Annotated in this window: 16 protein-coding genes; 12 read left to right on the top strand and 4 right to left on the bottom strand. The window is 63.9% G+C overall.

Translation table 11 applies throughout. The features are described from left to right. The first annotated feature begins 51 nt into the window (after positions 1-51). From AC1MGT_RS21700 to AC1MGT_RS21675, 6 genes are all read left to right on the top strand, one after another. Complete coding sequence (locus tag AC1MGT_RS21700; protein WP_499502040.1) at positions 52-1,257, top strand: sialidase family protein; 1,206 nt, start codon at positions 52-54, stop codon at positions 1,255-1,257. Beyond that, the gene (locus AC1MGT_RS21695; protein WP_499502039.1) at positions 1,258-1,986 is read left to right on the top strand and encodes a hypothetical protein; all 729 of its coding nucleotides are present in this window, start codon (positions 1,258-1,260) and stop codon (positions 1,984-1,986) included. After that, positions 1,976-2,803, top strand: a complete 828-nt coding sequence (locus AC1MGT_RS21690) for a hypothetical protein (RefSeq protein WP_499502038.1) — start codon at positions 1,976-1,978, stop codon at positions 2,801-2,803. Before AC1MGT_RS21695 ends, AC1MGT_RS21690 begins: the two co-directional genes overlap by 11 nt. Before the next feature lie 77 nt (positions 2,804-2,880). After that, complete coding sequence (locus AC1MGT_RS21685) at positions 2,881-3,318, top strand: MbcA/ParS/Xre antitoxin family protein (protein WP_499453514.1); 438 nt, start codon at positions 2,881-2,883, stop codon at positions 3,316-3,318. Beyond that, the gene (locus tag AC1MGT_RS21680) at positions 3,315-4,004 is read left to right on the top strand and encodes an RES family NAD+ phosphorylase (RefSeq protein WP_499502037.1); all 690 of its coding nucleotides are present in this window, start codon (positions 3,315-3,317) and stop codon (positions 4,002-4,004) included. The genes AC1MGT_RS21685 and AC1MGT_RS21680 overlap by 4 nt, the downstream gene beginning before the upstream one ends. 16 nt (positions 4,005-4,020) lie before the next feature. After that, complete coding sequence (locus tag AC1MGT_RS21675; protein WP_332533648.1) at positions 4,021-4,341, top strand: DUF2288 domain-containing protein; 321 nt, start codon at positions 4,021-4,023, stop codon at positions 4,339-4,341. 20 nt (positions 4,342-4,361) lie between these two features. On the opposite strand, the gene AC1MGT_RS21670 is transcribed toward AC1MGT_RS21675, so the two are convergent. Together AC1MGT_RS21670 and AC1MGT_RS21665 are read right to left on the bottom strand one after the other, a co-directional pair. Continuing rightward, positions 4,362-5,330 (bottom strand): IS1595 family transposase, encoded by a 969-nt coding sequence (locus AC1MGT_RS21670; protein WP_499502036.1) that lies wholly within the window; start codon positions 5,328-5,330, stop codon positions 4,362-4,364. A gap of 133 nt (positions 5,331-5,463) precedes the next feature. After that, positions 5,464-7,485, bottom strand: a complete 2,022-nt coding sequence (locus AC1MGT_RS21665) for a bifunctional 2',3'-cyclic-nucleotide 2'-phosphodiesterase/3'-nucleotidase (protein WP_499502035.1) — start codon at positions 7,483-7,485, stop codon at positions 5,464-5,466. A 133-nt stretch (positions 7,486-7,618) separates the two neighbouring features. On the opposite strand from AC1MGT_RS21665, the gene prfB reads away from it, so the two are divergent. From prfB to lysS, 3 genes are all read left to right on the top strand, one after another. Further along, positions 7,619-8,723, top strand: a protein-coding gene (prfB, locus tag AC1MGT_RS21660; protein ID WP_183551853.1) for a peptide chain release factor 2 whose coding sequence is annotated in 2 segments (ribosomal slippage) — positions 7,619-7,699 and positions 7,701-8,723 — 1,104 coding nt in all. Because the reading frame shifts where the segments join, the coding sequence is not laid out codon by codon here. A 13-nt stretch (positions 8,724-8,736) separates the two neighbouring features. Then, a complete protein-coding gene (locus tag AC1MGT_RS21655) occupies positions 8,737-9,408 on the top strand; it encodes an HAD family hydrolase (protein ID WP_499502034.1) in 672 nt (223 codons plus the stop codon). Between the two features lie 52 nt (positions 9,409-9,460). Next, positions 9,461-10,996 carry a lysine--tRNA ligase gene (gene lysS / locus AC1MGT_RS21650; protein WP_499502033.1) on the top strand — a complete coding sequence of 512 codons (1,536 nt, stop codon included), beginning with the start codon at positions 9,461-9,463 and terminating at the stop codon, positions 10,994-10,996. Between the two features lie 59 nt (positions 10,997-11,055). Here the strand turns inward: lysS and ppnN are convergent, their stop codons facing one another. After that, positions 11,056-12,477, bottom strand: coding sequence for a nucleotide 5'-monophosphate nucleosidase PpnN (ppnN, locus tag AC1MGT_RS21645; protein WP_499502032.1), 1,422 nt, complete (start codon positions 12,475-12,477; stop codon positions 11,056-11,058). Between the two features lie 317 nt (positions 12,478-12,794). Between ppnN and AC1MGT_RS21640 the strand changes: the two genes are divergently transcribed. Beyond that, positions 12,795-14,243 (top strand): peptide MFS transporter, encoded by a 1,449-nt coding sequence (locus AC1MGT_RS21640; protein WP_499502031.1) that lies wholly within the window; start codon positions 12,795-12,797, stop codon positions 14,241-14,243. 732 nt (positions 14,244-14,975) lie between these two features. Here the strand turns inward: AC1MGT_RS21640 and AC1MGT_RS21635 are convergent. Next, the gene (locus tag AC1MGT_RS21635) at positions 14,976-17,222 is read right to left on the bottom strand and encodes an OPT family oligopeptide transporter (protein WP_499502030.1); all 2,247 of its coding nucleotides are present in this window, start codon (positions 17,220-17,222) and stop codon (positions 14,976-14,978) included. Positions 17,223-17,427: 205 nt separating this feature from the next. Here AC1MGT_RS21635 and AC1MGT_RS21630 point away from each other — a divergent pair, with 205 nt between their 5' ends. Then, positions 17,428-19,872, top strand: a complete 2,445-nt coding sequence (locus AC1MGT_RS21630) for a penicillin-binding protein 1A (protein WP_499504347.1) — start codon at positions 17,428-17,430, stop codon at positions 19,870-19,872. Positions 19,873-19,968: 96 nt separating this feature from the next. Next, positions 19,969-20,328: a DUF1428 domain-containing protein gene (locus AC1MGT_RS21625; RefSeq protein ID WP_499502029.1), complete on the top strand. Its 360-nt coding sequence runs from the start codon at positions 19,969-19,971 to the stop codon at positions 20,326-20,328. The last annotated feature ends 14 nt before the right edge of the window (positions 20,329-20,342 follow it).

Here is a 20,342-nt window from a genome sequence, read left to right as displayed (position 1 = left end):
CCCGCGACATTGGCATGACTTTACCGGTGAAAAATTCATTGCCCGAACCCCGTGCGCAACGCACTTGCCGGGTTCTTCGACTGGAAGCGAATGGAGAAGTCCGCGATCCCCCGGCCGCCTAGACATCATGCGATCCTTCTCGGCGGCCTGCTGCTTGCCGTGCTGGTGCTCGTGATCGCGGCGGAAGCGCTGCGCTGGCGCGGCGCATCTGGTGCAGCTGCCATGCCCACCATGAGCACGACCAGCCCTGGTCGCGTGACGCTCACCGAACTCTCGCACGCCCACATCCCCGCGCCACGCGGCATGCCATCGGCCCACGCCAGCACGCTCGCCGCCCTGCCAGGCAATCGCATGCTCGCGTTCTGGTGGGCCGGCAGCCGTGAAAGCGGCCCGGATGTCAAAGTCTTTGCCTCGACCTGGGCCCATGGTGCGTGGAGCGCGCCAAGGATGGTCGCCAGCCGCGATACGCTGGGCGCCGGACTGGGTTTCGGCGTGCGCCGCATCGGTAACCCCGTCGCCTGGACCGACCGCGCCGGCAAGATCCACCTGTATGTCGTGGCCACGGGCCTGGGCGGCTGGGCCGCCGCGCGCATTGCGCACCTGGTGTCGAACGATCAGGGCGCCACCTTCCACGTCCGCCGCATCCTGCCGACCTCGCCGCTGTTCAATACCAGCGCGCTGGTGCGCACCGCGCCGCTGATGCTGAGCGATGGCGGCTGGTGGCTCCCCGTGTATTTCGAGATCGGCAACAAGTACCCGATGCTGATGGCGTTCGATCCCGACGGCAACCCGACCACGCTGGCGCGCATCGGCAACAGCACCACGACGCTGCAGCCGGCCCTTGTCGCCATCTCGAAGAACGAGGTGCGCGCCGTGATGCGCGACGACAGCGAACAACAACTGGTCCAGCATGCAGCGAGTCTCGATGGCGGCGCTACCTGGCGCGACCTGCCGGCGCTCGACCTGCCCAACTACAGCACGTCGGTCGCCGCGATACGCCTTTCCAGCGGCCAGTTCCTGATGCTGCATAATCACGTCGAAGGCGGCGCATCGGCGCGCAGCATCCTGCGCCTGTCGATCTCGGACGACATGCGCAGCTGGCGCACGATTGCCGACATCGCCAAGGGGCCGGCCGGTGACGAATTTTCGTATCCTTCGATGCAGCAGGTCGGCAACGAACTGCACATTACCTACACCTGGCAGCGCCAGGCGATTGCGCACCATCGCTACCGTATTCAACCGGAAGGCTCCACGTAGATGACATTGCCGGATCTCGCAAGCCAGATCGTGTACGGCCGCATTGGCTGGGCGATTGTCGCCGCCACCGTGGTCTGCGCGCTGTGGCGCGGCGCGGCGCCGCTCGCGCGCACCGGGGTGGCTGCCATCCTGGCCGGCGCACTGGCCCTGATGGCGCTGCCCGGCAACCTGTCGCCCGCCTGGTACCTGGGTCTGGCGTTCCAGTATCCCAGCGGCCTGCTGGTGGGCTGCTGCCTGGTACGTCTGACGGAGCGCTGGAACGGCGCCCGCCGCAGCGCGGCCATGCCGCCATCGCTGGCGGGCGTGCTCGCCGTGGCCGGGACGCTGCTGTACCTCGACGCAGTCGGCTTTCTCACGAGCGGTTACTATTACGCCGGTTTCGGCGGCGTCCTGGCGCCGCTCGTCGCGGTCATCCTGGCCGGCGCCTGTGCGCTGGCGATCGCGCGGCATCACGCGCGCGGGACTGCGGCAGCGGTGCTGGGCGCGGTCGTCCTGTTCTCGGTGCTGCGCCTGCCAAGCGGGAATCTGTGGGACGCCCTGCTCGACCCGCTGCTGTTTGGCTGGGCCATTGCGGCGCTGTTGGTCGGCGCGCTGCGCCGTAGGGGGCGCCGCGTCACTGACCGCAGCCCATCAAGTCATAGCGATCCCGATTCCGCACCGGGCCCCGCGCTGCAGCCAATCGCGGCTGAACATTTTACGTCTCTGAAGGAGCAAGTTGGTGGTCAATAAGTTAGCAGTCAATCATCCCTGGTACAAACATCCGGTCATCATCTCGGCCACCATCATCAATGCATTCATCCTGCTGCTGGCGCTGGCATGGTCGGGCAATCCGCATGAGCTCTCGCGCCTGCTGGTGGAAGACGGCATCGTCGAGTGGATGCAGTTCCTGGCGTTCTCGCTCACGTCGGGCCTGCTCGGTTACGTGGCGGTCGACCGCTGGAAGAACGGCGGCATGCGGCTCGAAGTGCTGGTGCTGCTTGGCCTCACCGGCCTAGTGGCCGTGGCTGCGCTGGAAGAAATCAGCTGGTTCCAGCGCATCCTGCAGATCCAGTCGCCCGAGTTCTTCCTGCAAAATAACCGCCAGGCCGAAACCAATCTGCACAACCTGGGCTTTGGCGAAGAAAGCCTGCACAAGGCCGTGCTGCTCAAGGTCATCCTGATTTCGGGCCTGATCCACAACCTGTTCCTGCCGCTGCTGGCGCGCAAGCGCCCTGCCGTGCGCACCTTCGTCGAGCGCTTCGGCCTGTACCTGCCGCCGCTGGCCGCCTCGATCCCGTACCTGGTGCTGGTCATCCTGTCGCACCTGTTGATCGACCATCCGCGCAAGGGCGAACTGGGCGAAACGTTCGGCGCCGTGCACTACCTCGCCACCGTGTTTGGCGCCTACTTCGTTGGCGTCGCCTACGACAAGAAGCCGCTGTTTGCTGGTCTGGATGCCCGCCGCGTCTCGGTGCTGTTCACGCTGCTGATGTTCTATCTCTTGATGACGGGCTGGATGCTCAGCGCCGGCGCTGGCGCCGTTGTCACTGCGGTTGGCGCCGACTGAGTCGATCGGGCGCCTGCCATACGGGGCTTGCGATTGATCCCGAATTGGAGTATAAATACTCCAAAACCGGAGGAATCATGAGCCTTGCCTACGCCTACCCCAAGAGCCGTTTCGAGCCGGCGACGCTGGTCGACCTGACATCCAAGGCCGAGCGCGAACGTTTGTCGCGCTCGGCCCTGACCGGCTTTTTCCGGCTTGCCGCCGCCTGGGGCCTGCGCGACGATGATGCGCGCGAGCTGCTCGGCGGCCTGTCATCGTCGTCGTTCTACGACTGGAAGAAAAACCCCGACCGGGTGCTCGAAGTCGACCGCATCACGCGCATCTCGTACCTGCTCGGCATCTACAAAAGCCTGCACATCCTGTATGGCGACAAGCTCGCCGACGAATGGGTACGCCTGCCCAACACCAACCCGATTTTTGCCGGCCGCACGCCGCTCGCCTTCATGCAGGCCGGCGGCCTGCTGGCGATGCAGACCGTGCGCAAGCTACTCGACGCCAGGCGCGGCGGCCTGTGAGCTCGCCCGTCACGCCACGGCTGACGCTGCTGCGCCAGCTCGATACCTGCCGTCTGATCCCGTCGCGTTTCGCCGATGTCGAAGACTCGGTGCTCGCACCCCTGGCCGACAGCGACGATGCGCTGCGTGATCTGTTCGACCTCGATAACGCGACCAATGAACGCCTGCGCGCCGAATCCGGTCAGGCCCCGGGCATCGGCATGGACGAACTGGTATTCGGCGTGCCGAACTTCCGCATCATCAACGCCGCATTTACGTATGCACGCCCGGAAGGCAGCCGCTTCAACGATGGCGAGCGTGGCGCCTGGTACTGCGGGTTCGACGCGGCCACGTCGCTGGCCGAAGTCATCTTTCACAAGACCGTCGAATACGCCGAAATCAACCGTTTCGATGACAGCGTCAGCTACCAGTGCCTGCTGGCCGACTTCAGCGCGACCTTCCACGACCTGCGCGGCATCGCTGCCTTCGAGGCCTGCCTCGACCCGGCCAGCTATATCGCGTCGCAGGCGCTGGCGAACGACTTGCTGGGCGCCGGTTCGCTCGGCGTGATCTTCCCCAGCGTGCGCCAGCCCGGCGGGACGTGCCTGGCGTGCTTCCGCCCGGCGCTGGTGGGCAACGTGCGCAAGGCACACACCTATCGGTTAACATGGGCGGGTTCGCCGCAACCTGCGGTCGAGATCCTTTGACCAGATGACCATGCACATGAAGACCAAACCCGAGAACGACACCGAACTGCACGACAAGATCAACCGCGAAACCGGCCGCGTCGCATGGAGCGAGCTGCAACGCCACTTCGCCAGCGGGAGCGTGGTGTGGGTCTCCAGCACGCTCGACCTGATCGATGTCGCGCTGCGCATTGCGCACGACGACCGTGACAGCATCACGCGCTGGATGGGCGACGGCCAGGTGGCCAAGGTCAGCGACGAGCAGGCGCAAGCCTGGCTGGCGACGGATGCGACGCTGTGGGCATCGGTCGTGAGCCCGTTCGTGCTGGTGCAGGACGAGAAAAAGCCGGTGCACTAGAAAAAATGGCTCAGTCAGCGTTATCTGTTGATGACGCTGATAGCAATGCCAAGCAATTGTTCCGGCGAAATCACTCGTTTTCCATCCAACGCCCAGCGCCAGCCCAGATAATTGGACAGGTAGCGCGATGCCACGCCACGAAAGCCCTGTAGCCATGCCTTGAAGCGCTGGTGGTAAGCGTTCACGTTCTGCACGTGAATGGCAAGGCTGCCTAGCCGCCTCGCACGCACCCCGGCACGCAGATTTACCGTCTCGTGCGCGATCCTGTGCTTGCGTGCAAAGGCACGGTAAGCGGGATGGCCGTCACTGACCAGCAAGGCCTGCCTGTCGAGCCTGGGCAGCAAGTCACGCTCGAGTTGCGCAGTCTTGAGCGCACCGCGGCCAGTGACGGCATCGACCGTGCGCCCCTCGCGATCGCGCGCGACCAGGATGCAGTCCAGTTCACCGGAAATGCCCCGTTTGGCAGCGCGCCCGCCGCGGCGGCGCGGCGGGCGATTGAGCGTGCGCGAACCTTTTTGTGATTCGAGTAGAAATGTTTCGTCAGCCTCGACGATGCCATTCAGGAGCGCGGGCCGGTCGAGCTTGACCCAATGCAGAAAGCGGTGTCGCCAGCGAAAGGCGGTGTTGCGGTGTACGCCGACCCGATCTGCGGCCTTGCGCACAGGGAGTGAATCGAGCAGCACCTGCGAATACGCGAGCCATTTGGCTTTGTGCCTGAGCCGCGCCAGCGGCGTGCCGGTGAGGTCGTTAAAGGTGCGGCCGCAGGAACAGCAACGGTAGCGCTGCAAGTCGTTGGCGAAACCATGCCGGTAGCAGTGCTCGTTGCCGCATCTGGGGCAGCAGCGGTCTGGCGCTCTGACCTCAGTAATGAGCGCAACCACCTGATCGAGCCCGACTGCAGGATGCAGGGCATCGAGCACTTGCCGACGCTGCGGCTGGTTCAACGAAGGCAGTTTTGCGAACCAGCCCTTGAAACGTGGCGCTTTCATGATCGACTCCTGACGCTGGGGACAGGAGTTGGACCACTGGACTGCTCGTCAGTTCAAAGCCAGCCTCTATTTAACGTTGACTGCGCCGAAAAAATGCCGGCCCCAGGGCCGGCATTCATCGCAATCGAATCGCTTACTTCGACAGATCGACCGCGTACAACGCCGTCCCCTTGCCGCTGCCATCATCGGCCTTCACCTGGCTGACATTGCCCAGCCCTGCCTCGCGCGCCAGCCCCTCCAGGCCCGGCGCTGAATGGAACACCACCTGTCCCTTCGTCTCGGCCCGTGCAAAGCGCCAGCTGCGCGCCGCGCCATGCGACGCGCGCGTCAGTTCTTTCGCCGCGCGGATGTGCGCGATCAGAATGTCGCGGTTGTTGTCGGGCGACGCGATGACGACATTGCTGCCATCGAGTCCCGGGAAGCCGCCACCGCCACTGGCGCGGTAGTTATTGGTCGCCACCAGGAATGCCTGTGCCGGCGCCACCGGTTTACCCAGATACGTCAGGTTCACGATGCGTTCGCCCGGCTTCCTGGTCACGTCGATCTCGTAGCTGACATCCTTCGACGTGATCGTGTCGAAGTTAAAACTTGGGAAGCGCGTGTTGACCAGCTCCTGCGGCGCGCTCAGCGCCGGGTCGATCGTGTTGAAGCGCTGCGCCGCCGTCTCCAGCCACGCCTTCAGCCCTGCGCCATCGACCTTCACCGCAAACAGCGAGTTCGGGAACAGATACAGGTCGGCCGCATTGTTCAGCGCCAGGTCGCCAGCCGGCACGTCGGTGTAATCCGTCACGCTCGGAAAGCCCGCTTTGAACGGCGCCGACACCGACAGCACCGGCACGCCGGCGTACTGCGGCAGGTTGGTTTTGACGTAGTTGCTCACGTACTCGGCCTGCGCGCGGTTGACGACTTCGAGCGCCGACGGATCGCCCACATCCGCGAAATAACTCGTCATGCGAAACGCCGAGCGTCCCACCGGCGTTTTCACGTAGGCGATCGTCGCTTCGTGCTCGGCGCGCACCAGGGCGGCTACCTCGGCATCCGGTTCGACGAAGGTCTTGGGCCCCGTCTGCGTGGCGCGCGTCTGCACGACGGTCTTGTCCTTGTCGACCGACCAGGTCTTGCCATTGTAGGCCAGGTGCAGCTGGACCACGCCCAGATGCTTGCCCCACTGGCTCGGCATCACGGTCGGCACGCCGTGCACCAGCCCGCGCGCCTTGTCCACGCCCGGCAGGTTGAATTGCGGGACCGTGCTCCCGGCGTTCGGGAACAGCTGGTGCGCGTGCCCCATCAGCATGACGTCGATGCCCGGCACCTTCGCCAGGTGCCAGTTGGCGTTTTCCATGGCCGGCGAATACGGGGCATCATCCAGGCCACCGTGCGCCAGCGCCACGATCAGCTGCGCGCCCTTCTTGCGCATCTCGGGGATGTATTTTTCAGCCGTTTCGCGCACGCCGGCAGTGACTACGCGGCCTTCCAGCCAGCGCTTGTCCCACGCCATGATGTCCGGCGGCGTGAAGCCGATGATGCCGACCTTTACCAGCGTCTCGACCGGCTTGCCATCGGGGACGCGCGCCGTGATCTTCTTGTCGATGATCCGGTATGGCGCAAACAGCGGCGCCTTCGTTTGCAGGCTGTTCACGTTGGCCAGCACGATCGGGAACGCCGGACCGGCGCAGCGCGCGCCCTTGTCGACGCCCTTGACCTGGAACTGGCTGCCCGTGATCCGGTTCAGGAACGGCAGGCCGTAGTTGAATTCGTGGTTGCCAACCGTGCCGCCTTCGTAGCCCAGCGCATTCATGATCTTGTAGATGCCCAGCACCTCGTTGCAGGCGGGCGGTTTGACCAGCGCCTGGTAGTCGGCGAACGCCGTGCCCTGGATCGTGTCGCCATTGTCGAGCAACAGCGTGTTGGTGAACTCCTTGCGCGCGGCTTTGATCAGCGTGGCGGTGCGGTCGACGCCGATCGACGGCTCGGCGGCCAGCTTGTAGTAGTCGTAGCCCACGACGTTGGCGTGCAGGTCGGATGTTTCCAGCACGGCCAGCACGGCGGTGGCGCCGGCGGGCGCTTTGGCCGCATAGGCGGGAGCATTGAACAGCAATGGAACGAAGGTGGTGACGAGCGCGGTGCTGATCTGATAACGCAGGGAGCGGTTCATGGATAATCCGGGTAACGAGACCGCGCGATGGTACCCCTTGCCCTGCCGCCGGGCAAGCCATAGCGCCACATTGGGGCTACGCGTCGGGTATAATCCCCGGTTCGATTCAACACACATTGAGACTGCCGATATCATGGAAGCCGAACGCATCAACGCCATTTCCGCCCTGCTGAACGACCTGACGGGTCGTGAGGCCGAACTTCGGAGGTATCTTTGACTTCGATAAGAAGTCAGAGAAACTAGAACAGGTCAACCAGGAGCTGGAAGACCCGGCCATCTGGAACGACCAGAAGCGCGCCCAGGAAATGGGCAAAGAGAAGAAGGCGCTCGAGGGCGTCGTGCTGACGCTCGAGAAAGCCAAGGCCGATCTCGCCGACGCCCTGGACCTGTTCCAGATGGCGCGCGAGGAAGGCGACGAAGACACGATGGAAGCCGTCGCGGGCGACGTCGATGCGATCCAGAAGATCATCGAAGCGATGGAATTTCGCCGGATGTTCTCGAATCCAATGGACCACGCGAGCTGCTTCATCGACATCCAGGCCGGCGCCGGCGGCACCGAGGCGCAGGACTGGGCGTCGATGCTGCTGCGTCAATACCTGCGCTACTGCGAACGCAAGGGCTTCAAGGCCGAGATTCTCGAGCAGTCCGACGGTGAAGTCGCAGGCATCAAGACCGCCACCATCAAGGTCGACGGCGAGTACGCGTATGGCCACCTGCGCACCGAAACCGGCGTGCACCGCCTCGTGCGCAAGTCGCCGTTCGACTCGGCCAACGGCCGCCACACGTCGTTCACGTCGCTGTTCGTGTATCCGGAAGTCGACGATTCGATCGAGATTGAGATCAATCCGGCCGACGTGCGCATCGATACCTACCGCGCGTCCGGCGCCGGTGGTCAGCACATCAACAAGACCGACTCCGCAGTGCGCCTGACGCACGGCCCGTCGGGCATCGTGGTCCAGTGCCAGAACGACCGCTCGCAGCACCGCAACAAGGCCGAAGCCTGGGACATGCTGCGCGCCAAGCTGTACGAGCTCGAACTGCGCAACCGCATGAGCGAGCAGCAGAAGCTCGAAGACTCCAAGACCGACGTCGGCTGGGGCCATCAGATCCGCTCGTACGTGCTGGACCAGTCGCGCATCAAGGATTTGCGTACCGGCTTCGAGACCGGCAACACCAAGAACGTCCTGGATGGCGACCTCGATGATTTCATCTCGGCGTCCCTGAAGCAAAACGTATAAAGGCTTACCCCACATGACGACACCCGCCCGCGCACTGATCTTCGACATGGATGGCACCATCGTCGACAATATGGACTTCCACACCCGTGCGTGGATCACGTTCTTCGCGCGGCGGGGCCAAACCATCGAGCCCGATGCGTTCTTTCGCGACACGGCCGGCCGCCAGGGCAAGGAAATCCTGCGCCACTATCTGGGCGCAGATCTGGACGACGATGCGCTCGGAACGCTGAACCACGAAAAGGAAGTGCTGTACCGCGAGCTGTATGGCCCGCACCGGCGCACGATCGACGGCTTCGACGCCTTCATCGGCCTCGCGCGCGAACAGGGCTGGGCCCTGGCGGTGGCCACGTCGGCCTCGCCGGGCAGCGCAAGTTTCATCCTCGACGAGATGGACCTGCAGCGCAAGTTCGACGCCGTTGTCGTGGGCACAGTGGACGTCCCGCGCGGCAAACCGCACCCTGACGTGTTCCTCAAGGCCGCCGACCGCTGCAGCGTACTGCCGGCGCACTGCATCGTGTTCGAAGATGCGCCGCTGGGCGTGGAAGCGGCGCGCCGCGCCGGCATGCGCGCCGTGGTGCTCACCACCACGCTGCCCGCCGAGGCATTTGCCGAATTCGACAACGTCATTGCGATCGTCAACGACTTCACGCAGCTGGACGTTGAAGCGCTGCTCTCGCTGTCCTAACTACTGCTGAATGCATCGCAGGCACGTTCAACCAATATTAGAAACAACCACTATGACCACCGAGAACCAAGAACAGGCACCTTTGCCAGGCGCCGACGAAAACAAGATCATGGCCGAGCGCCGCGTCAAGCTGGCGGCAATCCGCGAAAAAGGCGTCGCCTTCCCCAACGACTTCGTCCCTCAGCACAAGGCGGCCGACCTGGTTCAGGCGTACGGCGAAAAAACGCGCGAAGAACTCGAAGCCGAGCCGGTTCCGGTGGTGCTGGCAGGCCGCATGATGCTGCGCCGCGAAGCGGGCAAGAAAGCCGCATTCGCGACGCTGCAGGACAGCTCGGGCCCGTCGGCCAGCGGCCGCATCCAGATCTACATCACGCTCGATAGCGCCGGCGAAGCCGCGATGGACGAACTGCGCAGTTATGATCTGGGCGACATTTTGGGCGTTGAAGGTACGCTGTTCAAGACCAAGGTCGACGAACTCACGGTAAAAGTGAGCCAGCTGCGCCTGATCACCAAGGCGATCCGCCCGCTGCCGGACAAGTTCCACGGCCTGGCCGACCAGGAAACGAAGTACCGCCAGCGTTACGTCGACCTGATCATGAACGAGGACACGCGCCGCACGTTCAAGGCGCGCACCGCCGCGATGTCGTCGATGCGCCGCTTCATGGAAGACAACGGCTTCATGGAAGTCGAAACGCCGATGCTGCACCCGATCCCGGGCGGCGCCGCGGCCAAGCCGTTCGTCACGCACCACAATGCGCTGGACATGGAAATGTACCTGCGCATCGCACCGGAGCTGTACCTCAAGCGCCTGGTGGTCGGCGGGTTCGACCGCGTGTTCGAAGTGAACCGCAACTTCCGCAACGAAGGCGTCTCGGTCCGTCACAACCCTGAATTCACGATGATGGAATTCTATGCGGCGTACACCGACTACAAGTGGATCATGAACTTCACCGAGCAGGTGATCCGCCAGGCCGCGGTCGACGCGCATGGCAGCGCCGTGCTGTCGTACGGTGGCCGTGAGCTGGACCTGTCCAAGCCGTTCCAGCGCCTGACGATCATCGAGGCGATCGACAAGTACGCGCCGGGCTACACGCCCGAACAGCTGAACGACGCCGAGTTCATCAAGACCGAACTGAAGAAGTTCGGCGTCAAGCCATTCGCCACCGCCGGCCTGGGCGCGCTGCAACTGGCGCTGTTCGAGGAAACCGCCGAAGCGCAGTTGTGGGAGCCGACCTTCATCGTCGACTACCCGGCCGAAGTCTCGCCACTGGCGCGCGCATCGGACACCCGCGCCGGCGTGACCGAACGTTTTGAATTGTTCATGGTCGGCCGCGAGATCGCCAACGGCTTCTCGGAGCTGAACGATCCTGAAGACCAGGCAGCGCGCTTCCTGGCGCAGGTCGAGGCCAAGGATGCAGGCGATGAAGAGGCGATGTTCTACGACGCCGACTACATCCGTGCACTGGAATACGGCATGCCGCCGGCAGGTGGTTGCGGCATCGGCATCGACCGCCTGATGATGCTGATTACCGATTCGCCGAACATCCGCGACGTGCTGCTGTTCCCGCACCTGCGCAAGGAAGACTGAGTCTCGGGGCGTTGACGCTCGCATGAAAAAGGCCGCCTTCGGGCGGCCTTTTTTTATGCTTACTGCACGATCGTGTAGCAAGGTGTGTACGCCTTGCCCGGCAACTTCATCCGGCTTTGTTCGACGAACGACGCCAGCAGTGCATCCATCGGCCCCATGATCGCGGCCTCGCCACGAATCTCGTACTTGCCGAATTGCTCGATCGCGCGGATCCCCTCTTCCTTCACGTTCCCGGCCACGACGCCCGAAAACGCCCGGCGCAGATTGGCCGCCAGCAGGTGTGTCGGGATGCCCCGGTGCAGGTCGAGGTTGCGCATGTTCTCGTGCGTCGGGCGGAACGGCTTCTGGAATTCGTGGTCGATCTTCAGGCGCCAGTTGTAATAGTAGGCGTCGCTGTGCGCCTTGCGGAAGGCCCGCACTTCGCTGATGCCCTTGACCATCGCCACTGCCACCGCATCCGGATCGTCGATGATGATCTGGTAGCGCTTCTGCGCCGCCTCGCCCAGCGTCAGCGCCAGGAAGGCATCGATCTGCGTGAAGTAGTCACGCGACGACGCCGGGCCGGTGAAGATCAGCGGGAACGGGATCTCGGCGTTATCGGGATGCAGCAGGATACCGAGGATGTACAGGATTTCTTCTGCGGTCCCTGCGCCACCCGGGAACACGACGATGCCGTGCCCGGTGCGCACGAAGGCTTCGAGGCGCTTTTCGATGTCAGGCATGATCACCAGGTCGTTGACGATCGGGTTCGGGGATTCAGCCGCAATGATGCCCGGCTCCGAGATGCCCAGATACCGCCCGCCCGCCAGGCGCTGCTTCGAGTGGCCAATCGTGGCGCCTTTCATCGGCCCCTTCATCGCGCCCGGGCCGCAGCCGGTGCAGATATCGAGTTCGCGCAGGCCCAGCGCGTAGCCGACCTTCTTCGTGTAGTTGTACTCGATGCGCGAGATCGAGTGTCCGCCCCAGCACACGACCAGATTCGGATTGCGCTGCGCCTGCAGCACGTTGGCATTGCGCAGGATATGGAATACCGCGTCGGTGATGCCGTCAGTGCGCGTCAGGTCGAACTTCGGGTTGTCGGTGACGTCGAAATTGACGAACACGATGTCGCGCAATACGGCGAACAGGTGCTCGTGGATCCCGCGAATCATCTTGCCATCAACGAACGCGCTGGCCGGTGCGCCGCGGATATCGAGCTTGATGCCGCGCTCGCGCTGCAGGATGCTGATGTCGAAGCTCGCGTACCGCTCGAGCAGTTCCTTGCCGTCGTCGATGTCGCTGCCACTATTGAGTACTGCAAGCGCACATTTACGAAACACGTCGTACAGGCCGGTGCGGCCGGTGTCGAGCAGCTTGCTGACTTCGGATTTGGACAGCACTTCGAGCTGGCCTTCCGGCGAAATCAGCGTGTCGACGACCTGCCGGCTTTCGGGGGACAGCTCGGTATCTACTACGGGTAATTCACTTGCTGCTTGCGTCATGATGGGATGTCCTCGTTCGATTCTGTGATGCGGACTGCCAATAATCTGACCGTCCTGTACAGCAATATACGCCAATCCGATGGCGCATGCGCGCCCCAAAACAGGGTGCAGTGCACCATGTTCGGGACCCGTCGGCACACGGGGAAAAAAGCTTCGTATGATGCAGGATATGCACTAGAATGCGTGCCTATTGGAACGTTCGCCCGTCGAATAGCGCCATATAACAATTACCTTGTCATTACATTTTCGGGAGGAACCGCATGAGCGGTGCAGCTACTACCCCAGCTCGGGGACCTCTTCCAGAGTTCAAGCAGATCATGGGCCATCCAGCACCGCTGTGGATGCTGTTCATGACGGAATTCTGGGAGCGCTTCGCTTTTTATGGCATTCGTTGGGCACTCGTCCTCTACATCGTCGGCCAGTTCTATGCCGGCGACGCAGCTGGCCAGGCCAGTGCCAACCTCACCTACGGTTCCTACCTCGCGCTGGTGTACGCCGGCGCCGTCTTCGGCGGCTATGTGGCCGACCGCGTCATCGGTTATCAACGCTCGATCCTGGTCGGCGCCATCTTCATGGCGGCCGGCCTGTTCATGATTTCGATTCCGAACCAGGACGTGTTCAAGCTGGGCCTGGCCACGATCATCGTCGGTAACGGCATGTTCAAGCCGAACATCTCGGCCATGGTCGGCCAGCTGTACGCGCTGAACGACACCCGTCGCGATTCCGGCTTCACCATCTTCTACATGGGCATCAACGTCGGCGCATTCTTTGCACCGATCCTGACCCAGCTGCTGGCTGAAAAAGTGTTCGGCACTGCCGCCATGCCAGCCTACAAGATCGTGTTCCTGGCCTCGGGCATCGGCATGCTGATCTCGCTGGTCTGGTTCTTCATCGGCCGCAAGACGCTCCAGGGCATCGGCGCACCGGTCGGCGAACTGGCCAGCCCGAAGCGCCTGGCCGTGGTCATCGTCGGCTCGCTGATCGTGATCCCGATCGTCTACATGCTGCTGCAAGCAGGCGCCGCCAACCTGCAGATCCTGCTGACGGTCCTGTTCATCGGCCTGGCCGCGATGCTGATCATCGAAGGTATCCGCGAAGGCAAAGTGGCCCGCGACAAGACCTGGGCGATGATGATCATCTTCTTCTTCAACGTCCTGTTCTGGTGCTTCTTCGAGCAGGCCGGCAGCTCGTTCACGTTCCTGGCCGATAACATCGTCGACCGCGACCTGAACGGCTGGACCTTCCCTGTCGCCTGGTTCCAGTCGGTGAACTCGGTGGCCATCATCGTCTTCGCACCGATCATCGCCGCCGTCTGGGTCTGGCTGGGCAAGCGCAACGCCAACCCATCGATCCCCCGCAAGTTCGGCCTGGGCCTGATCTTCAACGGCATCGCGTTTGGCCTGCTGGTCTACGCACTGTCGCAGCTGATCGACGGCAACGGCAAGATCCCGTTCTGGACGCTGTTCGCGGTCTACGTGATCCAGTCGGTGGGTGAGCTGTGCCTGTCGCCAATCGGCCTGTCGATGGTCACCAAGCTGGCCCCTACCCGCCTCGTCGGCCTGGGCATGGGCGGCTGGTTCCTGTCGACCGGTATCGGCAACAACCTGTCGGGCATCTTCGCCTCGCACGTCTCGGGCGAAACCGGCATGACGGTGGCATCGGCACTCGACGGCTACAACTTCGGCCTGCTGTCCCTGCTGGGCGGCGGCATCCTGCTGGTGCTGCTCGCACCGGTGATCCAGAAGCTGATGCACGGCGTGAAGTAACAGCGCGTTACGCACCAACAAAAACGGCGGCCTGCGGGCCGCCGTTTCTGTTTCAACCACCTCGCATCTTTTGAAGTCAAAAGCGCAAAAGCGGGGTCAGGTCTGACATTCGGACACGATCTCAACCAAAAGCCGGGGTCAGGTCTGACATTTGGACACGATCTCTACAGTCGTTGAGTCGGAACTAGCTGGCCCATAGCCGTGCTAATACTGGCAACGCGGCTTTGGCAGTGTCCAAGGCTGAGGTTGTGTCCGAATGTCAGACCTGACCCCAGCTGTTGGAAGCGACTAAAGCTGAGGCCGTGTCCGAATGTCAGACCTGACCCCAGCTGTCTGTGATCCAGAAGCTGATGCACGGCGTGAAGTAACAGCGCGTTACGCACCAACAAAAACGGCTGCCTGCGGGCCGCCGTTTCTGTTTCAACCACCTCGCATCTTTTGGAGTCAAAAGCGCAAAAGCGGGGTCAGGTCTGACATTCGGACACGATCTCAACCAAAAGCCGGGGTCAGGTCTGACATTTGGACACGATCTCTACAGTCGTTGAGTCGGAACTAGCTGGCCCATAGCCGTGCTAATACTGGCAACGCGGCTTTGGCAGTGTCCAAGGCTGAGGTTGTGTCCGAATGTCAGACCTGACCCCAGCTGTTGGAAGCGACTAAAGCTGAGGCCGTGTCCGAATGTCAGACCTGACCCCAGCTGTTGCCTTGGCCGACTGCGCGGCCCGGTCCGCCCTACTTCACCGGCTTTTCACGCGCCACCCAGAACAGCAGGCCCACGATCACGGCATACGGCAGCATGCTCAGCACGTTGGCGCTGTCGCCCGCGAAGAACGGGTTGTAGGCCTCGGCCCAGCGCGCCGCGGCGGCGTCGAAGTCCGTCAGGACGCCTGCCGTGATCGCGATGATGATCCCGGCCAGCGCGCCGCCGGCGATATAGCCCGATGCCAGCAGCACGCCCGAGCTGCGGTCGTTTGCGGCCTGGCGCTCTTCTTCGTTCAGGCCCAGGTTTTGCGGCAGCTTGTTGTTGCGGCGGTCTGCCAGCCAGCGTACCGTGCCGCCAATGGCGATCGGCAGCGTTGCCACCAGCGGCAGGTAGACGCCCACCGAAAATGCCAGTGATGCGATCCCTGCCATTTCCAGCACGATCGCGATCATCACGCCAAACAGCACCAGCGTCCATGGCAGCTCGCGGTCCAGGATACCCTTGATGATGTACGACATCAGCACGGCTTTCGGCGCATCGTATTTCTTCACTTCGGTGCCGTCGGGCCGCGTCTTGTGATGGCCGTTGATGCCCGGGTCGACCAGGTACACGGCCTTGCCTGCGTTGTCGACGAAGTACTTGCCGGCCGGGCCGCCGACCGTGTCGGTCTTGTGCCAGACTTTATAGGTGTTCTTGTCTATGTCGGCCTGCGGGCCATGCAGCGTGCCGGTGTCGGTCAACCGGGACGCATCGACCGTCAGGCCAGGCGCCACCTGCGCTGCCGGCACGTAGACGGTCCCCGCGTCGTTCAGCTTGAGCAGCACCGGTCCCAGGATCAGCGCCGACGCAAACGCACCGCACAGGATCGCGTACTGCTGCATGCGTGGCGTGGAGCCCACCAGGTAGCCGGTCTTCAGATCCTGCGACGTCGTGCCGGCATTGCTGGCGGCGATGCAGACGATTGCGCCGACCGACAGCGCCGTCACGTAGTACTGGCCGCCCGTCCAGCCCATCAGCAAGAAGATCAGGCAGGTAAACAGCAGCGTGGCCACGGCCATCCCTGAGATCGGATTGGACGACGACCCAATCTCGCCCACGAGCCGTGACGACACGGTCGCGAACAGAAAGCCGAATACCAGGATCAGCACCGCACCGAGCACGTTCATGTGCAGCGGCGCTGCCAGCGAGATCACGGCGACGATCGCGAGGCACCCGATGACGACCCACTTCATCGGGATGTCGCGGTCGGTGCGCAGCGAAGCATCGGCGCTGCTGCCGTTCTTCATGCCCGCCAGGCCGCCGCGCAAGCCGTTCCAGATCGTCGGCAGCGAGCGCGCCAGCGAGATCAGGCCGCCCGTGGCCACGGCGCCGGCGCCGATGTAGAGAATGTAGGCGCTGCGGATATCGTCGCCCGTCATGTCGCGAATCGGGATCGTGCCGGGCGAGAGCGGCGTGCTGGCCAGCTCGCCGAAGAACTTGATCATCGGGACCAGCATCAGCGACGCCAGCACGCCACCGGCCGCCATCGTAAACGCGATGCGCGGTCCGATGATGTAGCCCACGCCCACCAGCTCGGGCGAGATCTCGGCGCCGATGCTGCCCGTCTTGAGCGGCGCGCCGAACTCGAAGTTGACCGTGTCGCGCCAGCCCTTGAACGACACGCTGAGCGTCTTGTACAGGATGCCGATGCCAAAGCCGCCAAAGATCAGCAGCGCGCGGCGCTTGGCGATGCGGGCTGCGTCGCTGCCGGCGATGCGCACTTCGCCCGCGGCGTCGCGCGAGACGTCGGTGGCCGCAGCCTTGAGCACTTCGGCGCAGGCCGTGCCTTCCGGGTATTTCAGTTCGCGGTGCTGGTCGACGATCAGCGTGCGACGCAGCGGGATCATCATCAGGATGCCCAGCAGGCCACCGAGCACGCCCACCAGCAGCACGCGCGAGATTTCCAGATCAAAGCCCAGGATCAGGATCGCCGGCATCGTCACGCCCAGGCCGAAGGCCAGCGATTCACCGGCCGAACCGGCTGTCTGCGCGATGCTGTTTTCCAGGATCGTCGACTCGCGCGCGCCAAGCTGCTTCGCCACGCCGAACAGTGTGATGGCGATGACCGCCACCGGGATCGACGCGCTGACGGTCAGGCCGACCTTTAGCACCAGGTACAGCGACGACGCGCCGAAGATCATGCCGAGGACGACGCCCATGATCAGGGCGCGTGGCGTCATTTCGGCCAGCTGGGCATGTGCGGGAATATAGGGTTTGAAGCTTGAATCGGGCGGCATGGTGTCCTTGGTTGCGGGCGTAGCTCGCCGCTGCGGACGAACCGAAAGCAGGAATATCGCACATGCACGTACGGAAAGAAAGCGCGCGCTGAAAGCGGACTATAATCGCCCGATCCTGGCCCGCTACGTGGTCCGCAGCAAGTTTTAGAGTGAGAGTTCGGCATTGAAAGCGACCAACCAAAAGTCCGGAAAAACCCTGCTGGGCATGAAGCGCGCGTACGCGTACGTGCTGATCTTTTTCACCGCGCTGGTGCTGATCGCGGCCGGCCTGGCCATCGGCGTGTGGAGCGCGATCAGCGCCAAGGTGCCGCCGATCGACGCCGTCACCGACTACCGTCCCAAGATCCCGCTGCGCATCTACACGCAAGACAATGTGCTGATTGGCCAGTTCGGGGTCGAGCACCGCGACTTCGTCCCGATCGCGAAGATCCCCGCGATGATGAAAAGTGCCGTGCTCGCGATCGAGGACACGCGCTTCTATGAACACGGCGGCATCGACTTCATCCGCGCGATGGGCGCGGCCCGCGCCAACCTGCGCGGCGGGTTCCGCCAGGGCGCATCGACCATCACGATGCAGGTCGCCCGCAACTTCTTCCTCACCAACGAGAAGACGCTCTCGCGCAAGCTGACCGAAGTCGCCCTCGCCTACAAGATCGAAGGCTCGCTGACCAAGGACCAGATCCTCGAGCTGTACATGAACCAGATCTACCTGGGCCAGCGCTCGTACGGTTTTTCAAGCGCCGCGCGCAGCTACTTCGGCAAGACGCTCGATCAGCTGTCACTGGCCGAGACGGCGATGCTGGCCGGCCTGCCGCAAAACCCGGCACGCACCAATCCTGTGTCGAACCCAAAGCGCGCGGCGGCGCGCCAGCACGCCATCCTCAAGCGCCTGCTCGAACTGGGCACGATCACCCAGGCGCAGTACACCGCGGCGCTGGCCGAACCGCTGCGCGTCAAGCGCGACGCTGGCCAGAAATTCGACACGCCGGCCCAGTATGTCGCGGAGCTGGCGCGCCAGGCGGTCTACGAACAGTTCGGCGAAGAAGCCTACACGCGCGGCATCGTGGTCACGACGACGATCCGGGCGGCCGAGCAAAAGGCCGCGTATGAATCGGTGCGGCGCAACGTGCTGGCCTACGATGGCCGCCATGGCTACCGTGGCCCCGAGGCGCGCGTCGAGCTGCCATCGGAGCCTGAACAACGCGACGAAACGATTGCCGACGCGCTGCAGGCGCGCCGCTCCAGCGACGGCTTGCTGGCCGGTGTCGTGCTGGCGGCCAGCTCCAGCCAAGTGCGGGTGACGCTGCTGTCCGGCGAAGACATCGTGGTCAAGGGCGCCGGCCTGAAATTCGCGAGCCCCGGCTTGCAGCCAGCGGCGCGCGAATCGCTGCGGATCACGCCGGGCGCCGTCATCCGCGTCAGCAAGGACAAGGCCGGCGACTGGGCCATCGTGCAGGTGCCGCAGGTCGAGGCGGCGTTCGTCGCGATCGACGCCGACACCGGCGCCTACCACGCGCTGGTCGGGGGCTTCGACTACAACCTGCAAAAGTTCAACCACGTCACGCAGGCATGGCGCCAGCCGGGATCGAGCATCAAGCCGTTCGTGTATTCGGCTGCGCTTGAAAAAGGCTATTCGCCCACCACCCGCATTCTCGATGCGCCGATCGAACTGCCCGGTGCCAGCGAAGACAATCCGTGGCGGCCGCAGAACGACGACGGCGTGTTCGACGGCGAAGTCACGCTGCGCCAGGCGCTCGTCAAGTCGAAGAACGTGCCGACCGTGCGCGTGCTGCGCGCGGTGTCGGTCGATTTCGCGCACCAGTATCTCGAACACTTCGGCTTCGACCTGGCGCGCCATCCGCGCAACTACACGATGGCGCTCGGCACGGGCGCCGTCACCCCGCTGCAGCTGGCCGGCGCGTACTCGGTGTTTGCCAACGGCGGCTACCGCGTCAAGCCCTACCTGATCCAGCGCATCGTCGACGGCAATGGCAGCGTGATTGCCGAGGTGCCGCCATCCCAGGGCCCGCAGGAAGCCAACCGCGTCATCACGGCGAGGAATGCCTTCGTCGTCGACAGCATGCTGCGCGATGTGGCCCGCTTCGGCACTGCCGCCGGCTCGGCCAAGCAGCTGGGCCGCACCGACCTCGCTGGCAAGACCGGCACCACGAACGATGCCATTGACGGCTGGTTCGCCGGCTACGCGGGCAAGGTGGTGGCGGTATCGTGGATGGGCTACGACGAACCGCGCTCGCTGGGCGGCCGTGAATTCGGCTCGACGCTGGCCATGCCGATCTGGATCGACTACATGCGCGTGGCGCTGGCCAAGGTGCCACCGCAGGAGCGCACACCGCCGGAGGACCTGGTCAACGATGGCCGCGACTGGATCTATCCCGAATACGCGGATGCGACCGAGACACGTACCATCGACATCGCGCTCGCGCCGCCAGCGGCGCCCGTCGACGAGTTCCAGCAGCCGCTCGACGACGCGCCGCTCGAGGGACCGTCGCCGCTCGAGGCCCTGCCGCACGTGGCGCCGCCCGCGCCGCCGCCTGCACCGGTGCAGCCGCCCCAGCAACCGCCGCAGGCACCGGCGCTGCCCCCGCAACAGCCCCCGCAAGCACCGCCCCCCGACAACAGCCTGTGGTAGCCTGAGGTTCCCGACACCACCGTCGGGAACCTCGTGGGCCGTGTACTGGTGGGTCACAGACGCGCCCCGCGCATCCAACCGTCCAGGGAGATCCACATGGCATATGTCGATGGTTTTGTCCTTCCGCTTCCCAACTCCAGCATCGAAACATACCGCGCCCAGGCGCAGCTGGCCGGCGCCGTATGGCGCGAGCATGGCGCGCTCGAATACCGCGAATGGATCGCCGACGATGTCCCGTCCGGCGAACACACGTCGTTCCCGCAAAGCGTACAACTCAAAGAGGGCGAAACGGTGATTCTCGCCTGGACCGTCTACGAATCGCGCGCCCACCGCGACGAAGTCAACGAAAAAGTCATGAACGATCCGCGCCTGGCCGCCATGATGCAACCGGGCGGCGTACCGTTCGACGTCAAGCGCATGTTCTTCGGCGGCTTCGAGAGCTTCGTTGCTCTGTAGGCGCGCGCACGCCG

It is taken from the genome of Telluria sp. BA11 (assembly GCF_056680305.1).
This window is presented reverse-complemented; position numbering and strand designations above follow the sequence as displayed.